The 22611-nt window shown below is 45.6% G+C and carries 18 protein-coding genes and 1 pseudogene; 11 read left to right on the top strand and 8 right to left on the bottom strand.

The genetic code is table 11. The annotated features are described in order from the left end of the window. Positions 1-119: 119 nt before the first annotated feature. Both QUA44_RS18410 and QUA44_RS18405 read left to right on the top strand, forming a co-directional pair. Positions 120-1913 (top strand): N-acetylmuramoyl-L-alanine amidase, encoded by a 1794-nt coding sequence (locus QUA44_RS18410; RefSeq protein ID WP_333253049.1) that lies wholly within the window; start codon positions 120-122, stop codon positions 1911-1913. Between the two features lie 49 nt (positions 1914-1962). Continuing rightward, positions 1963-2358, top strand: a complete 396-nt coding sequence (locus QUA44_RS18405; protein ID WP_333253047.1) for an SH3 domain-containing protein — start codon at positions 1963-1965, stop codon at positions 2356-2358. Positions 2359-2680: 322 nt separating this feature from the next. Here QUA44_RS18405 and QUA44_RS18400 read toward each other — a convergent pair whose 3' ends face one another. Together QUA44_RS18400 and QUA44_RS18395 are read right to left on the bottom strand one after the other, a co-directional pair. Then, entirely contained in the window at positions 2681-3031 is a 351-nt protein-coding gene (locus QUA44_RS18400) for a Uma2 family endonuclease (protein WP_333253045.1), read from the bottom strand. A 79-nt stretch (positions 3032-3110) separates the two neighbouring features. Beyond that, the gene (locus tag QUA44_RS18395; protein WP_333253043.1) at positions 3111-4088 is read right to left on the bottom strand and encodes a hypothetical protein; all 978 of its coding nucleotides are present in this window, start codon (positions 4086-4088) and stop codon (positions 3111-3113) included. A 63-nt stretch (positions 4089-4151) separates the two neighbouring features. Here QUA44_RS18395 and QUA44_RS18390 point away from each other — a divergent pair, with 63 nt between their 5' ends. Next, the gene (locus QUA44_RS18390) at positions 4152-5348 is read left to right on the top strand and encodes a CapA family protein (protein WP_333253041.1); all 1197 of its coding nucleotides are present in this window, start codon (positions 4152-4154) and stop codon (positions 5346-5348) included. A 427-nt stretch (positions 5349-5775) separates the two neighbouring features. Here QUA44_RS18390 and QUA44_RS18385 read toward each other — a convergent pair whose 3' ends face one another. Then, positions 5776-7311, bottom strand: a complete 1536-nt coding sequence (locus QUA44_RS18385) for an NAD(P)/FAD-dependent oxidoreductase (protein ID WP_333253039.1) — start codon at positions 7309-7311, stop codon at positions 5776-5778. 411 nt (positions 7312-7722) lie between these two features. Further along, positions 7723-7977: pseudogene (locus QUA44_RS18380) on the bottom strand (precorrin-6A/cobalt-precorrin-6A reductase); the annotation flags it as partial. Between the two features lie 566 nt (positions 7978-8543). Between QUA44_RS18380 and QUA44_RS18375 the strand changes: the two are divergent. The 3 genes from QUA44_RS18375 to QUA44_RS18365 all read left to right on the top strand — a co-directional run bounded on the left by QUA44_RS18375 (position 8544) and on the right by QUA44_RS18365 (position 10749). Next, positions 8544-9622, top strand: a protein-coding gene (locus QUA44_RS18375) for an ISKra4 family transposase (RefSeq protein WP_333253035.1) whose coding sequence is annotated in 2 segments (ribosomal slippage) — positions 8544-8715 and positions 8715-9622 — 1080 coding nt in all. Because the reading frame shifts where the segments join, the coding sequence is not laid out codon by codon here. Positions 9623-9940: 318 nt separating this feature from the next. Further along, positions 9941-10504: a transcriptional regulator gene (locus QUA44_RS18370; RefSeq protein ID WP_333276653.1), complete on the top strand. Its 564-nt coding sequence runs from the start codon at positions 9941-9943 to the stop codon at positions 10502-10504. A gap of 14 nt (positions 10505-10518) precedes the next feature. Then, complete coding sequence (locus tag QUA44_RS18365; protein WP_333253031.1) at positions 10519-10749, top strand: hypothetical protein; 231 nt, start codon at positions 10519-10521, stop codon at positions 10747-10749. A 61-nt stretch (positions 10750-10810) separates the two neighbouring features. Here QUA44_RS18365 and QUA44_RS18360 read toward each other — a convergent pair whose 3' ends face one another. Next, on the bottom strand, positions 10811-12736 hold the full coding sequence (locus QUA44_RS18360) for a penicillin-binding protein 2 (protein ID WP_333253029.1): 1926 nt from the start codon (positions 12734-12736) through the stop codon (positions 10811-10813). Between the two features lie 297 nt (positions 12737-13033). Beyond that, the gene (locus QUA44_RS18355) at positions 13034-13609 is read right to left on the bottom strand and encodes a hypothetical protein (protein WP_333253027.1); all 576 of its coding nucleotides are present in this window, start codon (positions 13607-13609) and stop codon (positions 13034-13036) included. A 337-nt stretch (positions 13610-13946) separates the two neighbouring features. On the opposite strand from QUA44_RS18355, the gene QUA44_RS18350 reads away from it, so the two are divergent. Both QUA44_RS18350 and glgB read left to right on the top strand, forming a co-directional pair. After that, a complete protein-coding gene (locus tag QUA44_RS18350; protein WP_333210036.1) occupies positions 13947-14147 on the top strand; it encodes a serine protease in 201 nt (66 codons plus the stop codon). A gap of 839 nt (positions 14148-14986) precedes the next feature. Continuing rightward, positions 14987-17281: a 1,4-alpha-glucan branching enzyme gene (gene glgB, locus QUA44_RS18345; protein ID WP_333253025.1), complete on the top strand. Its 2295-nt coding sequence runs from the start codon at positions 14987-14989 to the stop codon at positions 17279-17281. A gap of 690 nt (positions 17282-17971) precedes the next feature. Here glgB and QUA44_RS18340 read toward each other — a convergent pair. Together QUA44_RS18340 and hpsJ-B are read right to left on the bottom strand one after the other, a co-directional pair. Further along, positions 17972-18889, bottom strand: a complete 918-nt coding sequence (locus QUA44_RS18340) for a glycosyltransferase family 2 protein (protein ID WP_333253023.1) — start codon at positions 18887-18889, stop codon at positions 17972-17974. Positions 18890-18975: 86 nt separating this feature from the next. Beyond that, complete coding sequence (gene hpsJ-B / locus QUA44_RS18335) at positions 18976-19806, bottom strand: hormogonium polysaccharide biosynthesis protein HpsJ (protein ID WP_333253021.1); 831 nt, start codon at positions 19804-19806, stop codon at positions 18976-18978. 792 nt (positions 19807-20598) lie between these two features. Between hpsJ-B and rfaE2 the strand changes: the two genes are divergently transcribed. The 3 genes from rfaE2 to QUA44_RS18320 all read left to right on the top strand — a co-directional run bounded on the left by rfaE2 (position 20599) and on the right by QUA44_RS18320 (position 22549). Continuing rightward, a complete protein-coding gene (rfaE2, locus tag QUA44_RS18330) occupies positions 20599-21093 on the top strand; it encodes a D-glycero-beta-D-manno-heptose 1-phosphate adenylyltransferase (RefSeq protein WP_445243682.1) in 495 nt (164 codons plus the stop codon). A gap of 141 nt (positions 21094-21234) precedes the next feature. Then, positions 21235-22104 carry an STAS domain-containing protein gene (locus tag QUA44_RS18325; protein ID WP_333253017.1) on the top strand — a complete coding sequence of 290 codons (870 nt, stop codon included), beginning with the start codon at positions 21235-21237 and terminating at the stop codon, positions 22102-22104. Between the two features lie 55 nt (positions 22105-22159). Continuing rightward, the gene (locus tag QUA44_RS18320; RefSeq protein WP_333253015.1) at positions 22160-22549 is read left to right on the top strand and encodes an STAS domain-containing protein; all 390 of its coding nucleotides are present in this window, start codon (positions 22160-22162) and stop codon (positions 22547-22549) included. The last annotated feature ends 62 nt before the right edge of the window (positions 22550-22611 follow it).

Raw genomic sequence — 22611 nt, 5'->3', positions numbered from 1 at the left:
AGAGTAAATTGGACTTACGGCTAATCCTCAGAAACCTGGTTTCTTCCCAGATTTCTCCCGGGTTTAGCGCAAGTCCTAGTATAAATAACCAACAGAGTCTCAATTAGTTGCGATATAGAATGAGAAAATTTTTAGGATTATGTGCGTTTGGCTTGATAATGGCGATCGCCTCTGTAGCTGTCGCCGTTCAACCTTTGTTCGTCGCTTATCCTCCCCCCAACCACAAAACAATAGCCGATCGCATCTTTTTAATCGGCACAGCGCCCCCACCGGGACAAGTATCGGTAAATGGCAACAAAATTTCGCGCACCGCATCCGGGCATTTCGCCCCGACTTTTCCGCTGCAAATCGGAGAAAATCTCTTTACATTTCGTTACGAAAATCAGGAAGTCAAAATCAAGGTGACGCGCGAGTCGAATCAGCCGGAATCCCCTGTAGGATTGGCTTTTGCTAAAGATTCCCTGACGCCGAAAGTCGATGTGGCGAGTTTACCGGGGGAATATATTTGCTTTGGGGCGATCGCCGCGGTGAATGCTTTAGTTGCGGTCAAATTGGCTGGTGTTACTATTCCTTTAAAAGCGCGATCGCAAGTCGAACTACCCGCCAACAACTCTATACTTTTAGGTGAAAACTCCCCGCTCAAAAAAGACGGTAGCCAACAGTATCAAGGCTGCGGGAAAACCCCTGAAAACTCCATCTCATCTCAGGGACAAAAAGTGGATTTAGGAGTGCCAGTATTTGAGCTAACAATGAATGATAAAACTATCAGCCAACAAGGTACTGGCAAGATTTCTATTCTTTCTCCGGCTGACTTAGAAATAGCCGAAGTAACAGCAGATCCTGGTGTCGCCAGAACCGGGCCGAGTACAGATTTTTCTCGGATGACACCGCTGCCGAAGGGAACACGAGCAACAATTATCGGGCGCGAGGGAGAATGGATTCGCCTCGATTACGGTGCTTGGATTAAAGCATCAGAAGTGCGAATCATCAAGGATTCAGTGCCTCCGCGATCGATTATTCGCAGTGCCAGTTCGCGTCAAGTTTCCGGCTGGACAGAGGTGTTATTCCCCTTAGAAATACCCGTTCCAGTCACCGTGCAAGAAGGAGAACGCACCTTCACTTTAACGCTGTACAATACCACCGCTCAAACTGACATTATTCGCGTCTCTGATGATCCGGTAATTTCACGTTTGGAATGGCAACAAATATCGCCGCTGCAAGTACAATACACTTTTAATCTCAAATCTGCCCAGCAGTGGGGCTATAAGCTGAGATACGATGGCACAACTTTAGTATTGTCTTTAAAACACCCGCCGGCGAATACAAGCATGATGCCGAATTCGCAAGCAAAACCCTTATCGGGAATTAAGATTCTCATCGATCCGGGACACGGCGGCCCGGAGGATGGTGGTGCAGTGAGTCCAGTAGGAATTAGGGAAAAAACAGTAGCTTTAACGGTGTCGAAATTGGTGCAACAGGAATTGGTAAATCGGGGCGCAAATGTGGTAATGACGCGGGTGGAAGATGTCGATTTGGATTTGCCGCCGAGGGTGGAAATGATTCAAAAAGAAGAACCGGCGATCGCAATTTCAATTCACTACAATGCTTTGCCAGATAACGGCGATGCCATTAAGACTAAAGGCGTCGGCGCTTTCTGGTTTCACCCGCAAGCGCACAGTTTGGCAATTTTTTTGCACAATTATTTAGTTGCCAAGTTGAACCGTCCGAGCTATGGTGTATTCTGGAATAACTTAGCCATGACTCGTCCTGCCGTTACTCCATCTGTTTTAATGGAATTGGGATTTCTGATCAATCCCGAAGAGTTTGAATGGATTGTGAATCCGACAGAACAGCAGAAGTTAGCCGAGGCGATCGCCCAAGGCATCACCGAATGGTTTGCCTCTGTCAAATAACAGTTAGTAATAAGGACTAAAGTCCTTCCAACACAAGGAAATTAAATAAATGCTAAGTTTTACTCAATCAAAAGCCTTTTTTATTGCAGCCGTCGTTGCAAGTTTTAGCTTCTCACTTTACAGTTTTCCTGTTTTCGGCAAGCAGCAAAGTCTTGCTCCCGCAAAAGCAGAAGCTTTAAAAAAGCAAACTCAATGCTCGTTTATTACAGGTGAAGGCGGCGCTGTTAACATTCGCAAAGGCCCAGGCAATAACTACCCGGTTGTAGCTAAACTCAAAAGAGGAGACGGAGTTCGGGCTGTCAGCAGACAAGGTGATTGGGTGAAAATTGCAGCCAGATTTTCGGGGAATCCTCCTAATGAAACTTTGACAATCCTTGACGGTTGGGTGAACAATCAATTTATTAATGGCTGTTCCGAAGACCAATTTGACCGGTGGCGGCAATAAACAATTTGGTTTGTAGTAATGACTTCATTCCTGAGTTTTGATGATGACTAAAGTCCTCACTACAAACCACACCGGAAGATTTTTAAAAGTAGTACAAAAAAGACGATCGCCCTGATTCATTCTTGCATTCTCAACCAGCTAAACACCTGTTCGGCGGTGATACTCAGGGGAATCATTTCGGGGACCGGAACGACATTGCTACCTTCGCAGAATTGTGGTTGTTGGTTGGGCAAAAATGCTAAAATAGATCGTCTGGATCGACTAGCCATCCCAACTGACAATTATGTTGCAGAGAGTAAATATTTTTTTTAGTAACGCGATTTTAGCTTTGTTGTGGCGACAGAATTGCGATCGCCCAATAGGGTGCAATTAGCACATCATCCAACGGTTCACCCTTCTGATCAAATTGAATTTGTGTCCACAATAGTACCGCAACATCTGGAACAATCGATCGCCCGCCAAAGGTGCACCGCAACTCAGGAAAAGCATAGGCTATCTTGAGAGTTTCAGTCACACGATTAATTGCATTGCAGGCTCTCGATCGCAATAGGCTATGCTTTGTGTTCGGCATAGGTTTTTGGATAATCTCGCCCTGAATGTATTCGCTGGCAGGTTTGGTTTCTGGCAGTTTCAGAAATTCTTCGAGGGTAAAGCGCTCAATTGCGATCATCATAAATAAATTGCTCAAGGCTACCTATCTTCAGTGTAAGCAAAAAAAATAGTTATCTTGCATAAAACTGGTGTAATATCGCCTAATTTTGCGGAACAATCTGCTGTTTAAACTCAAACAAATTAGGATTTGTAGGGTCATAAAAAGCCCGCAACCAATGCACGTTAGGAGAACCAAAAGTTTCAACTCTAGTAAAATTTTTCATTCTCGGTAGTTGAGTTTCATCGGTAAAATAGGGTAAAGGTTTATCGATGCGGAAATAGTGAGTATCGCCGTGGACGAATACAACTTGCCCTGGAAAATTGCCTGTTTCTGTTTCCAGAGTTGCGATAAAATCGTTGTAGCCACTTCTTCTTTTGTCCGTCGGATCGAGTTCAAATCCCGGATTTGCCTGTGCAACTAACACAATTCCTTTGCTGTTGCTGCGTTTGGCTAAAGCAAAACATTCTTTGATCCAGGCTAAGTTAGCTGAATTGCGATCGGCATATTCTGCATCTGCTTCGGGAGTGCGGCCAAAATTGTTGTTGCTTCCCGGCATATTAATCGCCAAAAACACAACTCCATGATAAATCCAGCGAACATTTTCGCGGAATTTAGCAAATTTCGGGTTTTCGCTTTGACGGGTGAGAGTTAAGGTGCGCTTTCCCAAACTTTGATTACCGTTGCTAAATATTTCCCGCAGTTTAGCGAGTCTTTCGACTGGATCATAAGTGCCGTTTTTGGATCGGTGGCAATCCGTCCATTCATTATCGCCATAGGCGAGAATAAACGGCATATCAAAATTATTAAATAACTGCTTGCGGCTGACAAAAGTTGCATCATCGCAGACACTAGAACCGTTTTTAATGTCGCCGTCGTGGACTACAAACGCTGCGGGCGATCGATTGATATCTGCAATCAAACTAGGAAATTGTGCTTCCTGTTCGGCACTGTAGGGCAAATCGCCAATCAAGGCAAATTCAAAAGGTCGATTTCCCGAAGTTTGAGCGTAAGTTAAAACCCCAAAACCCATAATTGCTACAAAAACAATCAAGGCAAGAATTAGATAATTTTTTTTCATCTTTTGAGCCGTAACTAAATTAGTTATGATATCATATAAGCCGAAAAATTACTCTCAAAAATCATGAATTTTCGTCGGTTGATCTCAGTAATTGCCATGCTTTCGATCGCAGGCTGCAATATTCAAACGCCACAAACCAACACACCGCCTACAGAAAGTCGATCGCCAATAGCAACACCTGTTCCCGCCAAACCCCAGTCTGAAATCAAAGAAGCAAAACTAATTGCTGTCGGCGACATCATGATGCACAGTACCCAAACGCGATCGGGCTACGACGCAAAAAAGCAAACATACAATTTTGACAATTTCTTCGCACCAGTTAAAAGTATCCTATCAACAGGCGATTGGGTCATCGGAAATCTCGAAACACCTTTAGCGGGCAAAGATGCAGGCGGATATACGGGCTATCCGCTATTTAACGCACCGGCTCAATTAGCAGATGCTGCTAAAAAAGCCGGATTTAATATCTTGACAACCGCGAATAATCATGCTTTAGACCGTGGCGAAAAAGGGGTAATTAGGACGATCGCAAATTTGGGCGATCGCAAAATTGCCTCAACAGGAACAGCCACATCTACCGCCGAGGCTTCACGTACTTTAATCATCACCAAAAACAATATTTCACTAGCCATGCTAGCCTACAGCTACGGTACAAACGGCATCCCCATACCCAAAGGCAAAGATTACTTAGTTTCCCTAATCGACGAAAAAAAAATAGTCAAAGACATAGCCAAAGCCCGCAAACAAGGAGCAGATATAATCGCAATTTCCCTGCATTTTGGCGACGAATATCAGCGACAGCCAAACCCCCAACAAAAACAATTAGTGGAAAACCTATTAAAAGCCGGTGCAGACATCATTCTCGGTAGCCATCCCCACGTCGTCCAACCTTACAAAATTTTTAAATTCCCCGGAAAAAATGGCAAAACCCGCAAAGCTGTAGCAATTTATTCAATGGGAAACTTCATTTCCGGTCAGAATAAAAAATATACAGACTTAGGCGTAATTTTGCAAGTAAATATTCGCAAAACATTTCCCGAAAAAACCACAGAAATTACCAGCATCAAAACCATTCCGACTTGGGTGCACCGCTATACTCTAAACAATAAAACGAACTATCGCGTTTTGCCATTAGAAACAACTGTCAGCCAGAAAAAAGATGCACTGCTAGCAACTTCACAGTATCCAATTTTATCAAAATATTTGCAGGATATGAACAATCATCTTAATTCTTTGAATAGTCAGAAAAAATCAAAGTAATTTGGTATTTAGAATTGCTGATTGGAATTGAAGGCATAGCCGAGAGATTTATATTCCCAGGCAGTGTCCATTGCTAAGCTAACAACTTAAGCTAGGGAAGCATTTGTCAATCAGCAATTATGCTCATAATTTACTCAAATTTTGGGTATAAAACTTGGATTTTGGCGATCGAACAATCATGCCGAATCTTCAGCAAATAAATTTACCCAAGCTTGGATATCCTTTCCAATAAGTGCAAAATGGACAGCAGAATAGCGCGTCATATCAACTCCGCTAGCATCGGAATTGTACAATCGAACCAACAGTCAATACTCAACTATCATTCAGTTTGTTGACTGACAGTCAACAGTCAACAGTCAACAGTCAACAATCATTCCGGTGCAACCGGAATTTATATCAATTGACCCCTGGTAAGCTTTGGAAGCAATCAAGTATCCAACGGAAGAGGGTGTAGTGGAGTAGAGTGACTTTTCTTTTTGTGATTATATTCTTCCGATACGCCAAGATAATCGGATGCTTGATATCTGCCGAATATCTCAGCGAAAATGTTAGGTAATTTTCGGTAAGGAGAAACACCCATATCTTTAAGCATGATGTCAATATATTGTTGAAAGCGAGTGTTAATTGCACAGGATCGCGAAGGTTCAAATTGAATATTTGCGCGTTTCCACTGGCGGATATATTCAATACTTTTTTCCATATTTTCGCTGGAAGGTAACTCAAGTTCACCACGCAAGTAAGCACACAGCCATTGTGTGGCAATTTCGACTGCTGGTACGTGCATATATCCATGATTGAACCCGGCAAAGGCAATGCCAGGAATGCGAGGATGAAGCAAGTGGCGATATAACTGCACGCCATCGGGTTCGATTTCCAACATTTTTCGATATTGATCAGGCAAAAAGGGAAAAATTGGCGCTTGCGAACCCAAAGATAGAATGACTAAATCGCATGGAATCTCGCAACCATTTTTCAACTTTACTGCTTCTCGCGAAAAACCAGATAATTCTGCACGGTGGGGCGAGATTTTTCCTTCTGCAATAAAGGGATAGTAATTTTCAGGCGCAACCGCTGTGGCTGAACGTAAATCAGGCAATAGTTTGTGATCTGGTTGTACAGCTTGGATGCGGCGCTGGGCCTCTTGACCTTTTCCAGAAACATTTCGCTGAACTTGAAAGCGGAAGATGGATGCAATCAAATCCCAAAAACCTGAAACAATGAAACCAAGGCGATTGTGCAGGAAACGTTCAATGGCGGTTGGATGTGCCCAACTTGTCATCATCACTGTTCCAAAACGGCTGAATAATGCGTGGGTAAAATGTACGCCCAAAATCCATTCTGGGATAAGCCAGCGCGGTGTACGAAATACATGATTTACTTGTGCGCCTTGTTTAGCTGCGAAAGTCGCCATGTCCAAAGCACTTTTTCCGAAGCCAAGGATTACAACTCGTTGATTGTCGAATATATCAAGGGTGTGGACATCCCGTTCAGTGATGATTTTGCCGCCGAAATTTTCTATACCTGGAAATTCAGGTTGATACTTTCCTTCTGTATATTGCCCAACTGAGATAACGACGTATCCAAATAATTCTTCGTGAACGCCATCCTGGTTTTTATATTTTAATAGCCAACCATCTTCTGTTTCTTTGAGTTCGATAACTTCGTGATTTAACCGCAGATCAAGATTTAAATGGTTGACCGCTTGCTCCAAATAATTCAGGATTTGTTCTCCAGTGGGATGTAAATCAGGGGTGAATGGCCAGGGAAAATCAGATAAATGATACTGTTCCTTGATATTTTGCAGGTGTACGTTTGGGTATGCAAGTGCCCATACTCCGCCAACCTGTTGGGATTTCTCGAAAACAACTGCTTGGAAACCATTTTTCTTGAGAATATGGGCTGTCGTAATGCCTGATATTCCCGCGCCAATAATGGCAATTGGCATACCGTTTTTGTATTGCATATATTTGAGTCTCCTTATTTGGTATGGGTATTAGAATAATTTTACTGAGGCAGTGGCCAGCAACCGGAAAGCCTTGCACTTAGAAGAGTTTAAATCGATCGCTCTTAAAAAGACAGAAGCGTTGTCACCCCGTCAGATCCGCGACCTTAACCCCAACTGCTGATAGTAGCCTAGCTGATTAGACACTAAGGAATGAGAATTAAATAACTTCCACAAGTTGGTGGGATGAGCGTCCCGCCCGTCCAAAAAGGACGGGCGGGACGCCCATCCCACAATAACAATTAAAATTGTAAGTTATTTAATTCGCGATCCTAAGAGGGAGAGCAATTCTTGCAGTCTGGCTGCTACAACCTCAGTTTCTGAATCTGGCACATTCCGATCGCCAAAAGGATGTAATTAATAACTAATAACTCATAACTGCTCAACTAGCCAAGAAATCGCCCCTTCAACATCAGCAACCTGCTCAACATCGGGAATCTGCGGCCGCTGCACCATCACAACCGGAATTTCCAGTTCCCTAGCCACAGAAATTTTAGGATAAGTAGCACCGCCGCCGCTGTTTTTGCTAACAATTGTATCAAAAAACCCCCTTGCTAATAACAATTTACCGTTAGGTACAGGAGTATTTAATGCAGGAGGATCGATCGCCCGCATCAAAAACAAAATAGTCACTGATGTAGGGTGCGTCAGGGAAAACGATATTACCCGAAATCAGGGCACGGCAGTGCCGTTTCCCTACAAATCGGGCGATCGTTACATCCGATCCGGTTGATTTTACCCGTTACCCGAAATTAGGACACCGCAGTGCCGTTTCCCTACCATTAACCGGGCAATCGTTATATCCGATCGCGCGATCGCCCAGAACTCCGCAAGATTCTGATGGAGTTATTCTGTATAATTCTCACAGTGATGACAAACTATTCTTGACGCTCAATTTGAGTACAAGTTTCCACCTTAACTCCAGGCAAGTCTAATCCATACTAAATGAAAATTCATCACTCTAACTGTATTGATTGCTATATTTTACGCCATAAACTCAGGAGAGCCTTTCCTTCTGCCTCCTGCCTTCTGCCTCCTGCCTCAAAACTCTAATTTCTAGCTTGGCTGCAAAAGTGAGATTATCCCTACATACCTTCGGGAGCATAACACTTATGCAGTGAGTACAAATACTCACAAATACTATGCCCCTCATTAGTCCATAATTAAATATGTTTACCACTAAGAGAAAAATCATGAATCCAGAGCAACAAAGAAAGCTGCAAGAATATAGCATAGCAATTGCTGAGATTTTATATACAGAAGCTGAATCTGAACAACAGTTCACGCTCGAAATTATCGAAAAGACTATTCAAACACAGCAACAGCCGTATGTCAGTCCCGAAATTGCCGCTTTTTTTTTAAGCAATCAACCGGAACAACTGCCGGTAGAACCAGAAAACTTACCAGTACCTTAGGCATACTAAAAATTAGTGAAAAACAAGCTAAAATACTCGAAGTTAAGTCCTGCACAAGAATTAGTCCACATTTGGAACAATGTTGTCTGAGATTAAGTGCCAATATGTCATATGAGCAAACGGCGGTAGATTTAGAATACATCACAGGTGTCAAAATCAATGCCATGTCACAGCAAAGATTAGTTCATCGGCAAGAGTTTCAGTTGCCGATAGCCACAGAACTAATTGAAGAATTATCTGTAGATGGAGGAAAAGTGAGATTAAGAACTGCGCTAGGACTAGAATGTACCTACAAAGACTATAAAGCAATTCAGACCAATATCGGATTGCTCGCGGGTTATCAAGATAATATTGGGTTGACTAATTGGGTGAACAGTCAACCGATAGCCAACATTGTTACCTGCTTGGGAGATGGACATGATGGAATTTGGAATATTATTGGATTAGTCGCCCCTAATGGACAACGCCGAGAAATCCTTGACTGGTATCATCTGATCGAAAATCTGAATAAGGTTGGCGGTCGAAGACGCAGAATCAATCAGGCCGAAGCTTATTTATGGATGGGACAGGTGGAGAACGCGAAACAACTTTTTGCAAATCTGACCAAAAAAGCTGCCAAGAATTTCTGCCTATATCTCAACAAACACCAAGAACGAATTGTTAATTACCACTATTACCAGTTAAATAAGATTTGTTCGATTGGCTCGGGTGCTGTAGAATCAGCAATCAAACAAATTGGTCGTCGTATCAAAATTTCTGGCGCACAATGGAATGAGCAAAATGTCCCGCAAGTCTTGGCGCATCGAGTAGCTTACTTAAATGGAATGATTGGTGTCAATCTCAAAGCAGCAGCTTAAATTATCATCAGTATTTATACTGATTGCATAACTGTTATGCTCCCCATACCTTCGGGCTCTGATGCGATCGGGCGATCGACAAAATTGCTGTAGGGAAACGCCACTGCCATGTTTTTACCCGCAGCTTTTTTTAATTCGCATAAATTTTCAGTAAATACCGATCTACACAGTCACCCAACCCAAAAGTTAAAATATACCCAATAAAAAATAGCTCCTCCTAGCTGTTTTTTTGGCCAGCTAAATATCAGGGAGTGCATCTACGTGTCAATAAATAAAACGCTCAAAGGCAGAGCCACTAAACCTGCCGCAGGTTTTACAATGATTGAGACATTGATAATTATTTTAATCATAGGGATATTTTGTGCGATCGTCACCCCGTCTTGGCTGATGTTCATCAACAACCACCGTTTAAAGGTATCGCTCGATCGAGCTTATTGGGCAATGGAACTTGCCCACAGCAACGCCAAACGATCCAAAATTTCATGGCAAGCCAGCTTCAAAGAAGTAGGAAACAATGTACAAATAGCTATTCATCCAGCCGACATTCCCCCAGCCCAAGTACCAGCCAGTCAATGGAAAGAGTTAGAACCGCAAATTCAAATAGATACAGATGAAACAACAGTGCTCAAAGTCAATGAAAGTAACGAGGAAAAAGAAAAAGGAACAATCAGGCGAGTCATGTTCAACCACCGAGGCTGCCCGGTATCTCGAAGCTACCACGACTGCACGCTAACGAGTATAAGAGCCAAAGGAACCCTAACGCTATATCATCCCAACTTAAGAAACAGCCAACGCTGCATCATCATCTCCACTCTTTTAGGACATAAACGCACCTCCAAAAGACAATCAAAACCCAACGAAAACAAAAGATATTGTTACTGAGTCACTGATTTAGGGTGCGTCAGGCAAAACGATATTACCCGAAATCAGCGCCGTGCCGTTTCCCTACAAATTGGGCGATCGTTACATCTGAGCGCCCGATCGCCTGGAACCAGGCAAGCTACGATCATTTTGGGGTAGGAAAACGGCATTGCCGCGTCCTCAATAGCCCTGTTGTCAATGCTGATATGCGATCGGGCTACGAATCATTTTGGAGTAGGGAAACGGCCTTGCCCTGTCCTCAATAGCCCTGTTGTCGATCGTTATATTCAATGTCAATTCCTGACGCAACATCTCAGATATAATCAACTACTTCTTACTCGGCGCAATCTTCTCAATAGAAATCAGCGCCTCCATCACCGACTCCACAATCGGCGCCGCCACCGTACCCCCCGAACCATCCTTCGGCTCATCAATCACCGCCAAAACCACATACCGAGGAGCCGCCACAGGCATGATCCCCACAAAGCTAGTAATAATCGCCTTGTCAGAATAACCCCCACCAGCCTTAGCTTTTTGAGCCGTGCCCGTTTTTCCAGCAATCCGATACCCAGGAATTTGTGCAGCTTTCCCCGTACCACCATCAACCACAGTTTCCATCATTTCTAACACCTGTTTAGTAGTTTCCGGCGAAAAAACCTGCTTGGGAACCGGCCTCGGAAGCTTCCAATAAGCTTCACCGTCCCTATCAAAAAGTCCCCGCACAACGTGAGGAGTCACCAACTTGCCACCGTTAGCCAAAGCTCCATTAAGCTGCACCAACTGCATCGGAGTAATTGAAAAACCTTGCCCAAAAGCCGTAGTAGCAACTTCCACCGGAGAGTTAATAAATTGCTCTCGATTTTTAAGCTGACTGGTTACTTCAAAAGGCAAATCTGTTCCCGCAGTTTGTCCGAGTCCGAGTTTTTCTAAAGCTTGATAGTAAAGAGAAGCTTTCATACTTCTCATTACGTGCACCATCCCCACATTACTAGAATGTTTCAAAATCTCAGTAACAGTCGAAGGGCCGCGCGCCCCTGCGACTTTGTAATCGGAATTTTGGATAGTCCAGCCATCCATGTAAATCCGACCTTCGTCCTTAAACACAGTATTAGGTTTCACCGCACCCGCTTCCAGGGCGATCGCCACATTAATCGCTTTAAAAGTCGAACCAGGCTCATAAACATCAGTTACAGCCCAATTTTTATAGCGCGACAAATCGAAATTAAAATATTGATTCGGGTCATAAGAAGGTTCCGCTACAACTGACAGCAATTCCCCGTTACGGGCATCCATTACAATCACCGTGCCCCGCTTCGCATCGTGTTGCTTCATTTTTTCCTTAAGCGCAGTTCGGGCAGCCCGCTGCAAGCGAGTGTCGATCGTCAATTGCAATTTCAAGTCATCAAGCTGCACAAATCCCGCCGTCAGCCGATCGGGAACCCAATTCCCATTGCTCGACCTGCTAAACTGAATCGACGGCATCGATCGTTCCAACAAATTCTGCTGGCTGTATTCCACCCCAGCTTGTCCCTTCCGTTCCCCGTCCACATAACCGAGGATATCCGCCGCCAACTCCTGCTGCGGGTAAAAACGCTGCTGCTGTCGCAGCAACTCCAAGCCATCCACCAGACTCTCTTTAATTTGCATCCCAGCGACGCGATCGGCAACCTCTTGAGGTAGAGACTCCGCAATTGTAATACCGCTTTCAGCAAGATTAAACCTGCGTATCAGTTCAGTTTCCGACGTAGTGCCCGGAGTCAGTTCGATCGCCAGCATCGGAGCCAACTTAGCAGCAATTTCCGCCTTCGAGTGGTTAAATAACTTCGGGTGAGCGTAGAGCGTGTACACCTGTCTGTCGATCGCCAAAACATTTCCTGCGCGGTCAATTATCGGGCGTCTCGGTACAAACGGCTTCGTTTTGAGAGTTTGCTGCTGCTCGGCCTGTTTACGTAGCGCCGGAGCTCGTGTCACCTGCAAATAAAACAAATTCACAGCCAGCCCCAGCCCCCCCAGCATCAACACCGCCCACACGGCCCACAAACGGAACTTGCTGCGCTTTAAACGCTCCACCGGTCGTCCCCAAGATGAAGCCGTCTGTTGTGGCGAGCGGCCGAAACTGCCGGAAGATCTAGGTTTGGCTGGCTTTTCCCACCCAGTACGCGCGGCGAAGCTATCTCGTAGGGAATCGCCCGCCTGTTTTGTGCGTTTGAAATTCGGCGATCTGTAGCGGTCAAAACGGGGGTCGTAGCTCATGGCATTAAAAATTCAATAGCAAGTTAGAGCGTTTTAGAATTTAGAATTTATAACTTAAATCTTAAAATAGAAAATTCACCACTTGGGAATGAGCAGTCCCTATCAGGGTTTGGATCACATCTACAGTTGCATTCTGTTTTTTGAAGAAGTGGTCTTAATTATTTTTAATCTGTAACTTGCGGTGGGAAGCAGAAAATTGATCGCGACTTGCAAAAAAGTCTAAAAGGAAATTAGAGCCTCCAATTCTCAGGCCCTCGGACACTCAGGCCCTCGGGCGCTCTCCGCTTTGACACAGGTTTAATAGCCCAGCGGTGTTTCCACACCGGCTCCCTTCTTGAAAGCGGGCTCAGAATTTGGTGCCGCAACGGGCGATCGAGTTTCAGGGGCCGGCTGCAAGAAAATCGTGTCCCCAGGATTCTGCGGAGCCAAACCGGTTTCGGGATTTTGGGCTTCTTTAGCAAGTTGGTGTTTCAAAACTTCGCTAGCAGCACTCAACTGCTGTTCTTGGAGGCGCAGAGTTTCCAGTGTTTGATAATCCTGACTCCAGCGCTGCTCGCCGTAAACTGTCAAGCCGTAAAGACTCAGAGCGCCGCCCAAAAGCATAACTGCTGCTACTGAGGAGGCGCGCTGTGCCTGCAGGAGCGATCGCAACCACACTGGCTGCTGCTGGCGAGTTGGCAGGACTTTCAGCACCGATGCGGACGACCGAGCCTGAGCCTGTTCGTCGGCTGGTGAGTAGTTGGGCAATACCGGGCCTGTCTTCGCCCGCCTAGCTCGGGCAATAGAAGTAACTTTGCTTTTGGCAGCGCCAGCAGCGGGCTTGCGGGTCGATCGGGAGCGGGGAGAATCGGGGGATCTGATAGCAGCGGTCATAGAGTTCACCAATACGTAAAGTGGGGTAGCTTCAGCTTGATTGAGGTTAAAAGTTTTTGGTCTCCGAGATCGCCAGTGGTGGCTATCTGCGTTCGATCGGTTATCCTTACCAAGGATACCTCACAAGCCAACCAACCAATCCTACCACTGGTCTCTTTGACTTCAGGATTTGCAAAAAAAAAGAAATCTTTGCTGGTTAGGGATAATCTATGTGAAATTTATTAATAAATGCAGTATTGTAATCAACGAGCGAATCGTTGAGCTATTCGTGCCAGCATTGTTTCTCAAGTACACTATTCCCTTCCTTGCGATGGGTTTTCAATGTTAAGGAGTTTTTATGAACAAGGGATTAATTCGTTTGACTTTGGTAGTGGGCTTGGCAGCAGCCCTCGGCGCCTGCGGAGGTGAGACCACCAGCCCCACCAGCCCTTCTCCGGGCGGACCTGGCACTACTACTACTACTCCTCCTGCTGCTTCTTCTCCATCTCCAAAGGCCACTCCCACTACTAGCCCTGCCCCTACTCCTAAAAAGCCCTAACAAGGGCTCTGTCCGAGTCGGTGCCCAACGAGCCTAGCCTCGGGGTGAAAAATGGTTCGCTCCTCGCATTTTTTCATCTCATAGGTCTAGGTCTCAAGTTGGGTGTTAGTGATTCTCTGCTGCTTTTACTAAAGTTCAGTACGTCCCGTTACCGCAGCAAAGTCCCCTGATTCGCTGCGTTACAAGAGCATTCCCTTTCAACTAGAAAATTTGACTCCCGGCCTGCACGTTTTGAAACTCAAGCCTTTATAACATTGGTGAAGCTAACTTTACCCCAGTAATGGGTGTTTACTTGAGGACAACCATATCCTCGCTGGAGGGGCAACTATACCCCTCTACCCCGCAAGGGGATTCAAGGCGATTGAAATCGCCTGGTCGTTTCCCTCTCAGGACTAAAGTCTCGCTCGCTTCCCACTTACCGAGCTTTTCTGTGAAATTCTACCGATCGGGCGATGTCCCTGCCTGAAAATTCCAGGTAAACTATTAACTTCTGCCCAACACTTACAGGGTTGACCCTCTTGCGGTGGCAAATCGACAACAGGTTGAAAAAAATCTCATATCACATATTAAATAAAAAGTCAAGGGTATTTAGGAAAAAATATAAATTTTTTAATTTGTTTTAATATTTCTATACTTAGATGTTAGCAGTAAACCCCCAGCTCGGCCGCCGGCAAGGCAACAGCCTGCTGTGTGTGCAAGGCCGCGCGCTGGAGCTGCAGCAGGCAAGATCATGCTAATCAGTGGTAGGATTAGCGATCAAAAATGTATCGAAATGTAAAGTGCAGCGCCGCTCTAGGTTTTGAAAGCCATTTAGTTAAAAGATTGAGGTAAGTAGTTTTATGCCCGCGACCGTCCCCTTTGAACAGATTGACCGTATTGTTTGGAATCAGCACCACGATCCATTTGAAGTGCTAGGCCCTCACGCGATCGAAGAAAATGGCAAAAAAGTCTGGGTCGTCCGAGCTTATCTGCCGAATGCGGATGCGGTATCCGTAGTTTTGCCGGAGGCCCGGGCCGAATACCCGATGAAATCAGAGCATCACCCTCACTTTTTTGAATGTACGATCGACACCCCAGAACTAGCAAACTATCAATTGCGGGTCAAAGAAGGGGAACACGAGCGCTTCATCTACGATCCCTACGCCTTTCGATCGCCCAAACTTACAGAATTCGACCAGCACCTATTCTCAGAAGGCAACCACCACCGCATTTATGAAAAACTCGGGGCGCACCTCACCGAAGTAGGCGGCATCACAGGAGTATATTTTGCCGTTTGGGCTCCGAATGCTCGCAATGTCTCTGTTTTAGGAGATTTCAACTATTGGGACGGCCGCAAACATCAAATGCGGAAATCGCAAAACGGCATCTGGGAATTATTTATTCCGGGACTATCCGTGGGAACTTCCTACAAATACGAAGTGAAAAACCAAGACGGACATCCCTACGAAAAGTCCGATCCTTACGGTTTCCAGCAAGAAGTGCGGCCTAAAACAGCATCAATTGTCACCGACTTAGACACCTACACTTGGCACGACACCGCTTGGATCGAAAAGCGGCGGCACACAGACCAACTGACGCAGCCGGTTTCGGTTTACGAATGCCACATCGGTTCTTGGCTGCACGCAGCTACTGACGAACCCGCCGTGCTACCAAATGGGGAAATAGAACCCGCTGTGCAGGTTTCGGAACTGAATCCCGGGGCGCGCTTTCTGACTTACCGGGAATTAGCCGATCGGCTGATACCCTACGTCAAAGATTTGGGATTCACCCACATCGAAATGCTGCCCATCGCCGAACATCCCTTCGACGGTTCCTGGGGCTATCAAGTCACCGGCTATTTTGCCCCAACTTCCCGCTACGGCACACCCGAAGATTTCATGTATTTTGTTGACCAGTGCCACGCCAACGGCATTGGCGTACTCGTGGACTGGGTACCGGGACATTTCCCCAAAGACGGCCACGGTTTGGCTTTCTTTGACGGAACTCACTTGTACGAACACGCCGATCCCCGCAAGGGCGAGCACAAAGAGTGGGGAACCCTAGTATTTAACTACGGGCGCAACGAAGTGCGGAATTTCCTAGTATCAAACGCTCTGTTCTGGTTTGACAAGTACCACATCGACGGGATTCGCGTAGATGCCGTAGCCTCGATGCTTTATTTGGATTACTGCCGCGAACCCGGAGAATGGCTGACCAACCAGTACGGGGGTCGGGAAAATATCGAGGCGGCAGATTTTCTGCGACAGGCGAATCACGTCATTTTTAGCTATTTCCCAGGTGCGTTGTCGATCGCCGAAGAATCTACCTCTTGGCCGATGGTATCTTGGCCGACCTATGTAGGGGGTTTAGGCTTCAACCTGAAGTGGAACATGGGTTGGATGCACGATATGCTCGACTATTACCACATGGACCCGTGGTTCCGCCAGTTCCACCAGAACAACATAACTTTCAGTATGTGGTACAACCACAGCGAGAATTTCATGCTGGCTTTGTCCCACGATGAGGTAGTTCACGGCAAAGCTCACATCATCGGGAAAATGCCAGGGGACGAATGGCAAAAGTTTGCAAACGTGCGGTGTTTGTTTACTTTTATGTTTACTCATCCCGGAAAGAAAACGATCTTTATGGGGATGGAGTTTGGTCAGTGGCACGAGTGGAACGTTTGGGGAGATTTGCAGTGGCAGTTGCTGGAATTCGAGCCGCACCAAAAGTTGAAGCTGTTTTTTAAAGATTTGAACAATTTATACCGCAGCGAAACGGCACTTTACAGTCAAGATTTTGCTGAGGATGGGTTTGATTGGATTGATTGCAGCGACAACCGACACAGTGTCGTGGCATTTGTGCGCCGAGAGAAGGATGGCGACGAGTTTGTGGTGACGGTGTGCAATTTTACGCCCCAGCCACACTCTCACTATCGTGTAGGAGTGCCGGAACCAGGTTTCTATACGGAGTTGTTTAACAGCGACGCGCGGGAATACGGCGGCAGCAATATGGGGAATTTGGGGGGCAAGTGGACTGAGGAGTGGTGGTTCCACAACAGTGCTTATTCGATCGACTTGTGTTTGCCACCTTTGGGGGTGTTGATTTTAAAGCTCGATCGGGCAAAAACAACAGCCAAATCTCAACAGTTTTAAGTTGTGATCTCATTTCCGGTTACACCGGAATGATGTTGACGGTTGACGGTTGACGGTTGACAGTGAACCGTCAACCGTCAACTCGAATTTACTATTCCGATGCTAACGGATTTGATATGAGTCGTGAGAGTTTTGAGTTAAGGAATGAGAATTAAATAACTTACAATTTGATAGTTCTTGTGGGATGGGCGTCCCGCCCATCCCACTTTCAAGAGTGTAAATTATTTAATTTGCGATCCTAAGAAGAATCAAAACTTGATTAAACCTAAAAATTTTAGGGTATTCAGAAACCCGGTTTCTCCAAGAAATCGGTTTTTTTTTTTTTTGTTGTTGTGGTGAATATCTGGGCGGGGTGACAAACCCGTCAAAAGACCTACTGAGGGCGGAACGTGGCATAATAGCGGGATGATTTTGATGTTTTTTGTGGGTGGGCCCATGAGCCCGAAGGCGTGTATTTTCACAGCAGGCGGGACGCTTAACCCCTACTCCCCACAAGAATCATCCTCCATTTGTGCCAAGCCCAATTAATGATAATTAGGCGCAATAAACTACCATTTTTTCAGATGTGTATCAGGGCTATGTTCTTGATTATATCTATGTTTTGACGGGGTTGTCATCCAGTGAAGTGCGTAAATCATGTTCTTTTTTAACTTGTATTAATTACCAATGCCAATTTTTAATGCCCAATTTTTAATTCCGAGTATCGGAAGCGCCAAGATTATAAGAAACTTTAGACGGTTCAACATTTACTACTTCCGAAATAGACGGTTCCTCCACGGCGTCTAAAGTTGGCAGTGGCATATGCTTCATTTCCCAAACTTTCAGCAAAATTAGATATTCATAAAAAGCTTGCAGCGTGCACCAAGCCAATCCCGCTTGGCCGTCAAGAAATCCGCCCAGTAAAATATACATATAGAAAAAGCGCACCACAGGCCGCAAAGGCAAGCGCAAAGAAAAATCTTTCAAAGCGCGACGCCTTTCCACCTCCGACGCGCCAAACAATAAATCCCACCAATTTACTTGACCTGCTTCTAATTGACGGAGAGTTTCAGCCGCCTCGTCAGTGGAGTAGCGGTTGTGCTTTTCAATCCAGCGGGAAAGACCTTTGCTGCAAGTATAGTGAGGGTAAGTTTCCTTCAAAAAGTGAGTAGGCCCGTTGCAGACTTCCCGTTCAGTGTGACCGTAGTCAGAAAACCACACTCGGTCTTTGCGAAAGAGACGCATTTGATAACGGGGATATTGAGTGCTGCGGCGAATCCAGCGCTCCATAAATATTACTTTTTCAGCTACGTAATAGCCGATATATTCTTGACTTTCGATCGCCTTTAAGCATTCAGCAAACAGTGCAGGCGTCATCCGCTCGTCAGCTTCGAGGATGTAAACCCATTCGTACTTGCACGGGACTTCTTGGAGCATCCAAGTCCGCTGGCGTCCGTGAGTTTCAAAGCGGTGCTGCACTGTTTGCACGGCATAGTTCTGAACAATCTCAAGGGTGCGATCGGTGCTGAAAGAATCAACTACAATGATATCGTCACAAAGCAGTGCCGATTCAATGCAAGCGGCGATATCAATCTCTTCGTTGTAAGTCAGAATATAAATTGAGAACATTCCCAGCTTTCAGTAAGGGCAAACTATTGGGTAAACAAACTATTTCTCAGGGATGTCTCGACCGGCGCGATCCCTGCCAGCGCCGGTCAATTTTTGCGGCGGCCGAACCGCAGAATTCCCATACTTCTCAATCCCGTCCAACCAACAGTAATGTAGCCTATCGCTAGCAGCAAACTGGTGATTCCCGTCTGCAAACTCGAATTTCTCGATCGAGTTCTTAACTCTTTCTCTTTTTGTTGCTTGCGGGTGCGAATCTCGTTGCGAGCTTGAGTAGGAAGTTCTTGAGCTTGCTGTTCCAGGAACTTGTCAAGGGCTTTAGGGTCATTTTTCGACTCCTGAAGCACAGCTTTCAATTCCTTGGGAACCTCTGGACTCTTGAGTGCTTGTTGCAGCTTCCCCTCGTCTTCCAGCAGCGCCCCTATCTGGGTGCGACGCTGGCTTTTGAGCTGTTCTACCTGAGTTTTAAATTGAGGGCTTTTAAGTTGTGCCTCAAGTTGACCTTCCGCTTGTCCCGCTTCTTGATCGACTTGAGCCAGAGCATCCTTGAGTTCCAAACGAGTATTGTTGAGGTGAACGGGAACCAGAGATAGGTAAACTAAACCTAACAAGCTGGAAATCAACAGTGCCCAGAATCGCAAGTCCAGCCAAACCTTGCGTCGCTCAATAGAGACTCCACTGCTACTGTCAACCCAAAAGCCAGTCATCAGGAGGGCGATACCGATCAAAGGAATAATGCCCTTGTCAACTATCTGAGTTGTTGCAGTCAACTGCCAGCCTCGATTGAGAAGGTCTGAAGTTTCTCCCGGCAGCGACAGAACAATGCAGTCAAGCAAAGCAGAGAGAATCAAGATAATCCCGACTACTTTGAGAGTTCGAGCAGCTACTGAAGAAAATTGACGGCTATTACTTGCTTTCATAATTCGTGTTAGATAATTCTACACCGTTAGATTTAAGGGGGTAGTTGAGTGGATTTTGTTGAACGAGTTAAGCTATTTTCCACCAAAATAGCTGTTTCGGGTACCGAACTCGACTTTCCTCTGGGTTTTCACAGGCTGCGGTTGCGAGCCAAAAGGTCGAGTTTCTGCACAGCTATATAGAGTTGGACACAGGAGGCTGTGCGCTTCTGGGTTGGCTGTAAAGCTTGGTCAAGATAGCGCCTAGAAACTGCAGCAAGCAACTGCTGGCTTCTTCTATAGTCTGACGAATCCAGCGTAAAGATGAGCTCTGCACGCTTAGGTTCCAGCTTTTAACTAGCTTTCGCTCGCGCGGCGGTGTCAGAAATAATAGACACAGGAGCGCGTTTCGTTGGGTTTCACCCCCTAGGGCTCTCACTACCCGATCGCCTGCCCGAGGCGGTGGAACTAAATCCCTTGTCTTATAGTAATTGATATAAGAGAGGGCGGGAATAAATAATTGTTTACCAACCTTTTTAACCTCCGGTTACCAACAGCAGGATACTGCTGTCACCCATAGAGGAGTAGCTGTTTTTGACGGAGGGATTATGTTTTCCATGTCTGCTTCCCCGTCGGTAATTTTTACTTATCCATTCTGGCTTAAAAGTTAGCATTTACTAATTAATATTTGCTCAAAAACAACTATTAATTAGTGGGAGATTGACTGATTTATTTTTTAATATCGAAAGTGCAAACCATCACATTCTTTGGTAGGATAATTTTGAGCGCTGTTTAAATTGGGTGGTAATGACTGCAATGATTTCTGATGTTTACACTTTGAGAGAACTTGAAAGATCGATCGCATCCGATCCGGACAATTGGCGTCCGATCGTGTTTACTAACGGCTGCTTCGATATCCTGCACGCGGGCCACGTTCGCTATTTGCAGGCTGCAAAAGCTTTGGGGCGATCGCTCGTGGTGGGCTTGAATAGCGACGCCAGCGTGCAAGCTATCAAACCGCAGCAGCCAGGATTGCCGCCCCGCCCGATCGTACCGGAAAATCAGCGAGCCGAAGTGCTAGCCGCCCTCAAACCAGTAGACGCCGTAGTAATTTTTTCCGAGATTACAGCAACTAAACTGATAAATATCCTGAAGCCTGATATATACGTTAAAGGAGGCGACTATCAAGTCGAAACTCTGCCGGAAGCACCGGCCGTTATCGCCGGAGGTGGCAAGATTTCCTTGATCGAAATAGAAGTTCCGAGTTCTACCAGTGCGATCGTCAAACGCATTTTACAATTAGGTACTTAACCCTTGATCGCAAACAGCAAACAGTGAGCTAAACTCAGAAGTTGCCCCATCAAAAAACACGCTTGGTACGCGCGGCGAAGCTATCCCGTAGGGAATCGCTCGTACAATTTCATCCCAATTGCTAAGCAGGAGATAATTTTAATGGAACTCACAAGCAATAACACGATCGCGGAAATCCTACAAAGACACAAAGCAGAGTTACTAGCAGACTGGCTCAAAGAACTGCAAAATACCGGGCTGCGGCGGGACGACTTGATGAGAGCCAAAGAATTGCGCTCCGAGTGTCAAGAGTTTCTGCAATTGCTCCACATTGCAGTGGGGCACGGTAACTTTAGCGACATCCAGACACCCGAATGGGAAAATATGCGGCTGCTACTAGCGGAAGTTTCGCGATCGCGCGTTCAGAGAGGCTTTACTCCCTCAGAGATAGCGAGTTTCATTTTATGCTTCAAAAAGCCATTGTTCGATCGGCTATGTCATGAACTGACAGAAAACCGCGACGCACTTGTCGAACAACTTTGGCTTTCCACCAGTTTATTAGACCAGCTTGGCCTTTGGGTGACAGAAATCTTTCTCAAAGCTCGCGAAGAAGTCATCGAACGCCAGCAGCAAGAAATGCTCGAATTGTCAACACCCGTAGTCAAACTTTGGCAAGGCATTCTCGCTTTACCCATGATCGGGACTCTCGACAGTGCCCGCACTCAAATAGTCATGGAAACTCTGTTGCAGGAAATCATGGAAACTGGCTCAGAATTTGCGATTTTAGACATTACAGGCGTGCCGACTGTGGACACTTTAGTTGCTCAACATTTATTAAAAACTGTCGCAGCCGCCCGTTTAATGGGTACTGAGTGCATCATCAGTGGCATTCGCCCGCAAATAGCTCAAACCATAGTTCACTTGGGAGTAGACTTGCAGGATATTCTCACAAAAGCTACTTTAGCGGATGCTTTTAAAGTCGCGTTGCAGCGCCAAGGTTTAACTATAAAAAATATTAAAGAGGAAACATAAAAATATTGCGCTCTGACATGATAACTCAAGTAAATGTTAGCAAGTAGGTGAATTTGTGGAACGAATACCGATCCTTCAAATGGGAGAATTTTTGCTAGTAACAATTCAAGTAGATATGCACGATCGCTTAGCAATGACCCTGCAAGATGACCTGACAAACCGCATCGTCAAAACAGGTGTTAAAGGTGTGTTAATTGAAATTTCTTCCCTCGAAATTGTTGATTCTTTTATCGGTCGCATTATCAACAATATCGCTAGTATGTCGCGAATTTTAGATGCGGAAACAGTTGTGGTCGGGATGCAGCCAGCGGTTGCTATTACGCTCGTTGAGTTGGGGCTTTCCCTGACAGGAGTTCGCACAGCTTTAAGCGTTGAAAAAGGCATGATTTTGTTAAGAAAATCCTTGGGTTTCTCTCCTGACAAGCAATCTTCAGTTGACAGTTGACAGTTGACAGTTGACAGTTGACAGTTGACAGTTGACAGTTGACAGTTGACAGTTGACAGTTG

Source organism: Microcoleus sp. N9_A2 (assembly GCF_036701775.1).
Taxonomy (GTDB): Bacteria; Cyanobacteriota; Cyanobacteriia; order Cyanobacteriales; family Microcoleaceae; genus Microcoleus.
Note: the sequence above shows the minus strand (reverse complement) of the source record. Positions and strands in the feature narration are given on the sequence as shown.

Excerpts from the sequence above, each read along its gene's own strand:
- QUA44_RS18390 (WP_333253041.1), top strand. The coding sequence starts at position 4,152 with ATGAATTTTCGTCGGTTGATCTCAGTAATTGCCATGCTTTCGATCGCA.
- QUA44_RS18405 (WP_333253047.1), top strand. The coding sequence starts at position 1,963 with ATGCTAAGTTTTACTCAATCAAAAGCCTTTTTTATTGCAGCCGTCGTT.
- QUA44_RS18360 (WP_333253029.1), bottom strand. The coding sequence starts at position 12,736 with ATGAGCTACGACCCCCGTTTTGACCGCTACAGATCGCCGAATTTCAAA.
- QUA44_RS18385 (WP_333253039.1), bottom strand. The coding sequence starts at position 7,311 with ATGCAATACAAAAACGGTATGCCAATTGCCATTATTGGCGCGGGAATA.
- QUA44_RS18395 (WP_333253043.1), bottom strand. The coding sequence starts at position 4,088 with ATGAAAAAAAATTATCTAATTCTTGCCTTGATTGTTTTTGTAGCAATT.
- QUA44_RS18410 (WP_333253049.1), top strand. The coding sequence starts at position 120 with ATGAGAAAATTTTTAGGATTATGTGCGTTTGGCTTGATAATGGCGATC.
- QUA44_RS18325 (WP_333253017.1), top strand. The coding sequence starts at position 21,235 with ATGGAACTCACAAGCAATAACACGATCGCGGAAATCCTACAAAGACAC.
- hpsJ-B (WP_333253021.1), bottom strand. The coding sequence starts at position 19,806 with ATGAAAGCAAGTAATAGCCGTCAATTTTCTTCAGTAGCTGCTCGAACT.
- QUA44_RS18355 (WP_333253027.1), bottom strand. The coding sequence starts at position 13,609 with ATGACCGCTGCTATCAGATCCCCCGATTCTCCCCGCTCCCGATCGACC.
- QUA44_RS18340 (WP_333253023.1), bottom strand. The coding sequence starts at position 18,889 with ATGTTCTCAATTTATATTCTGACTTACAACGAAGAGATTGATATCGCC.
- QUA44_RS18400 (WP_333253045.1), bottom strand. The coding sequence starts at position 3,031 with ATGATGATCGCAATTGAGCGCTTTACCCTCGAAGAATTTCTGAAACTG.
- QUA44_RS18350 (WP_333210036.1), top strand. The coding sequence starts at position 13,947 with ATGAACAAGGGATTAATTCGTTTGACTTTGGTAGTGGGCTTGGCAGCA.
- glgB (WP_333253025.1), top strand. The coding sequence starts at position 14,987 with ATGCCCGCGACCGTCCCCTTTGAACAGATTGACCGTATTGTTTGGAAT.
- QUA44_RS18370 (WP_333276653.1), top strand. The coding sequence starts at position 9,941 with ATGATTGAGACATTGATAATTATTTTAATCATAGGGATATTTTGTGCG.
- rfaE2 (WP_445243682.1), top strand. The coding sequence starts at position 20,599 with ATGATTTCTGATGTTTACACTTTGAGAGAACTTGAAAGATCGATCGCA.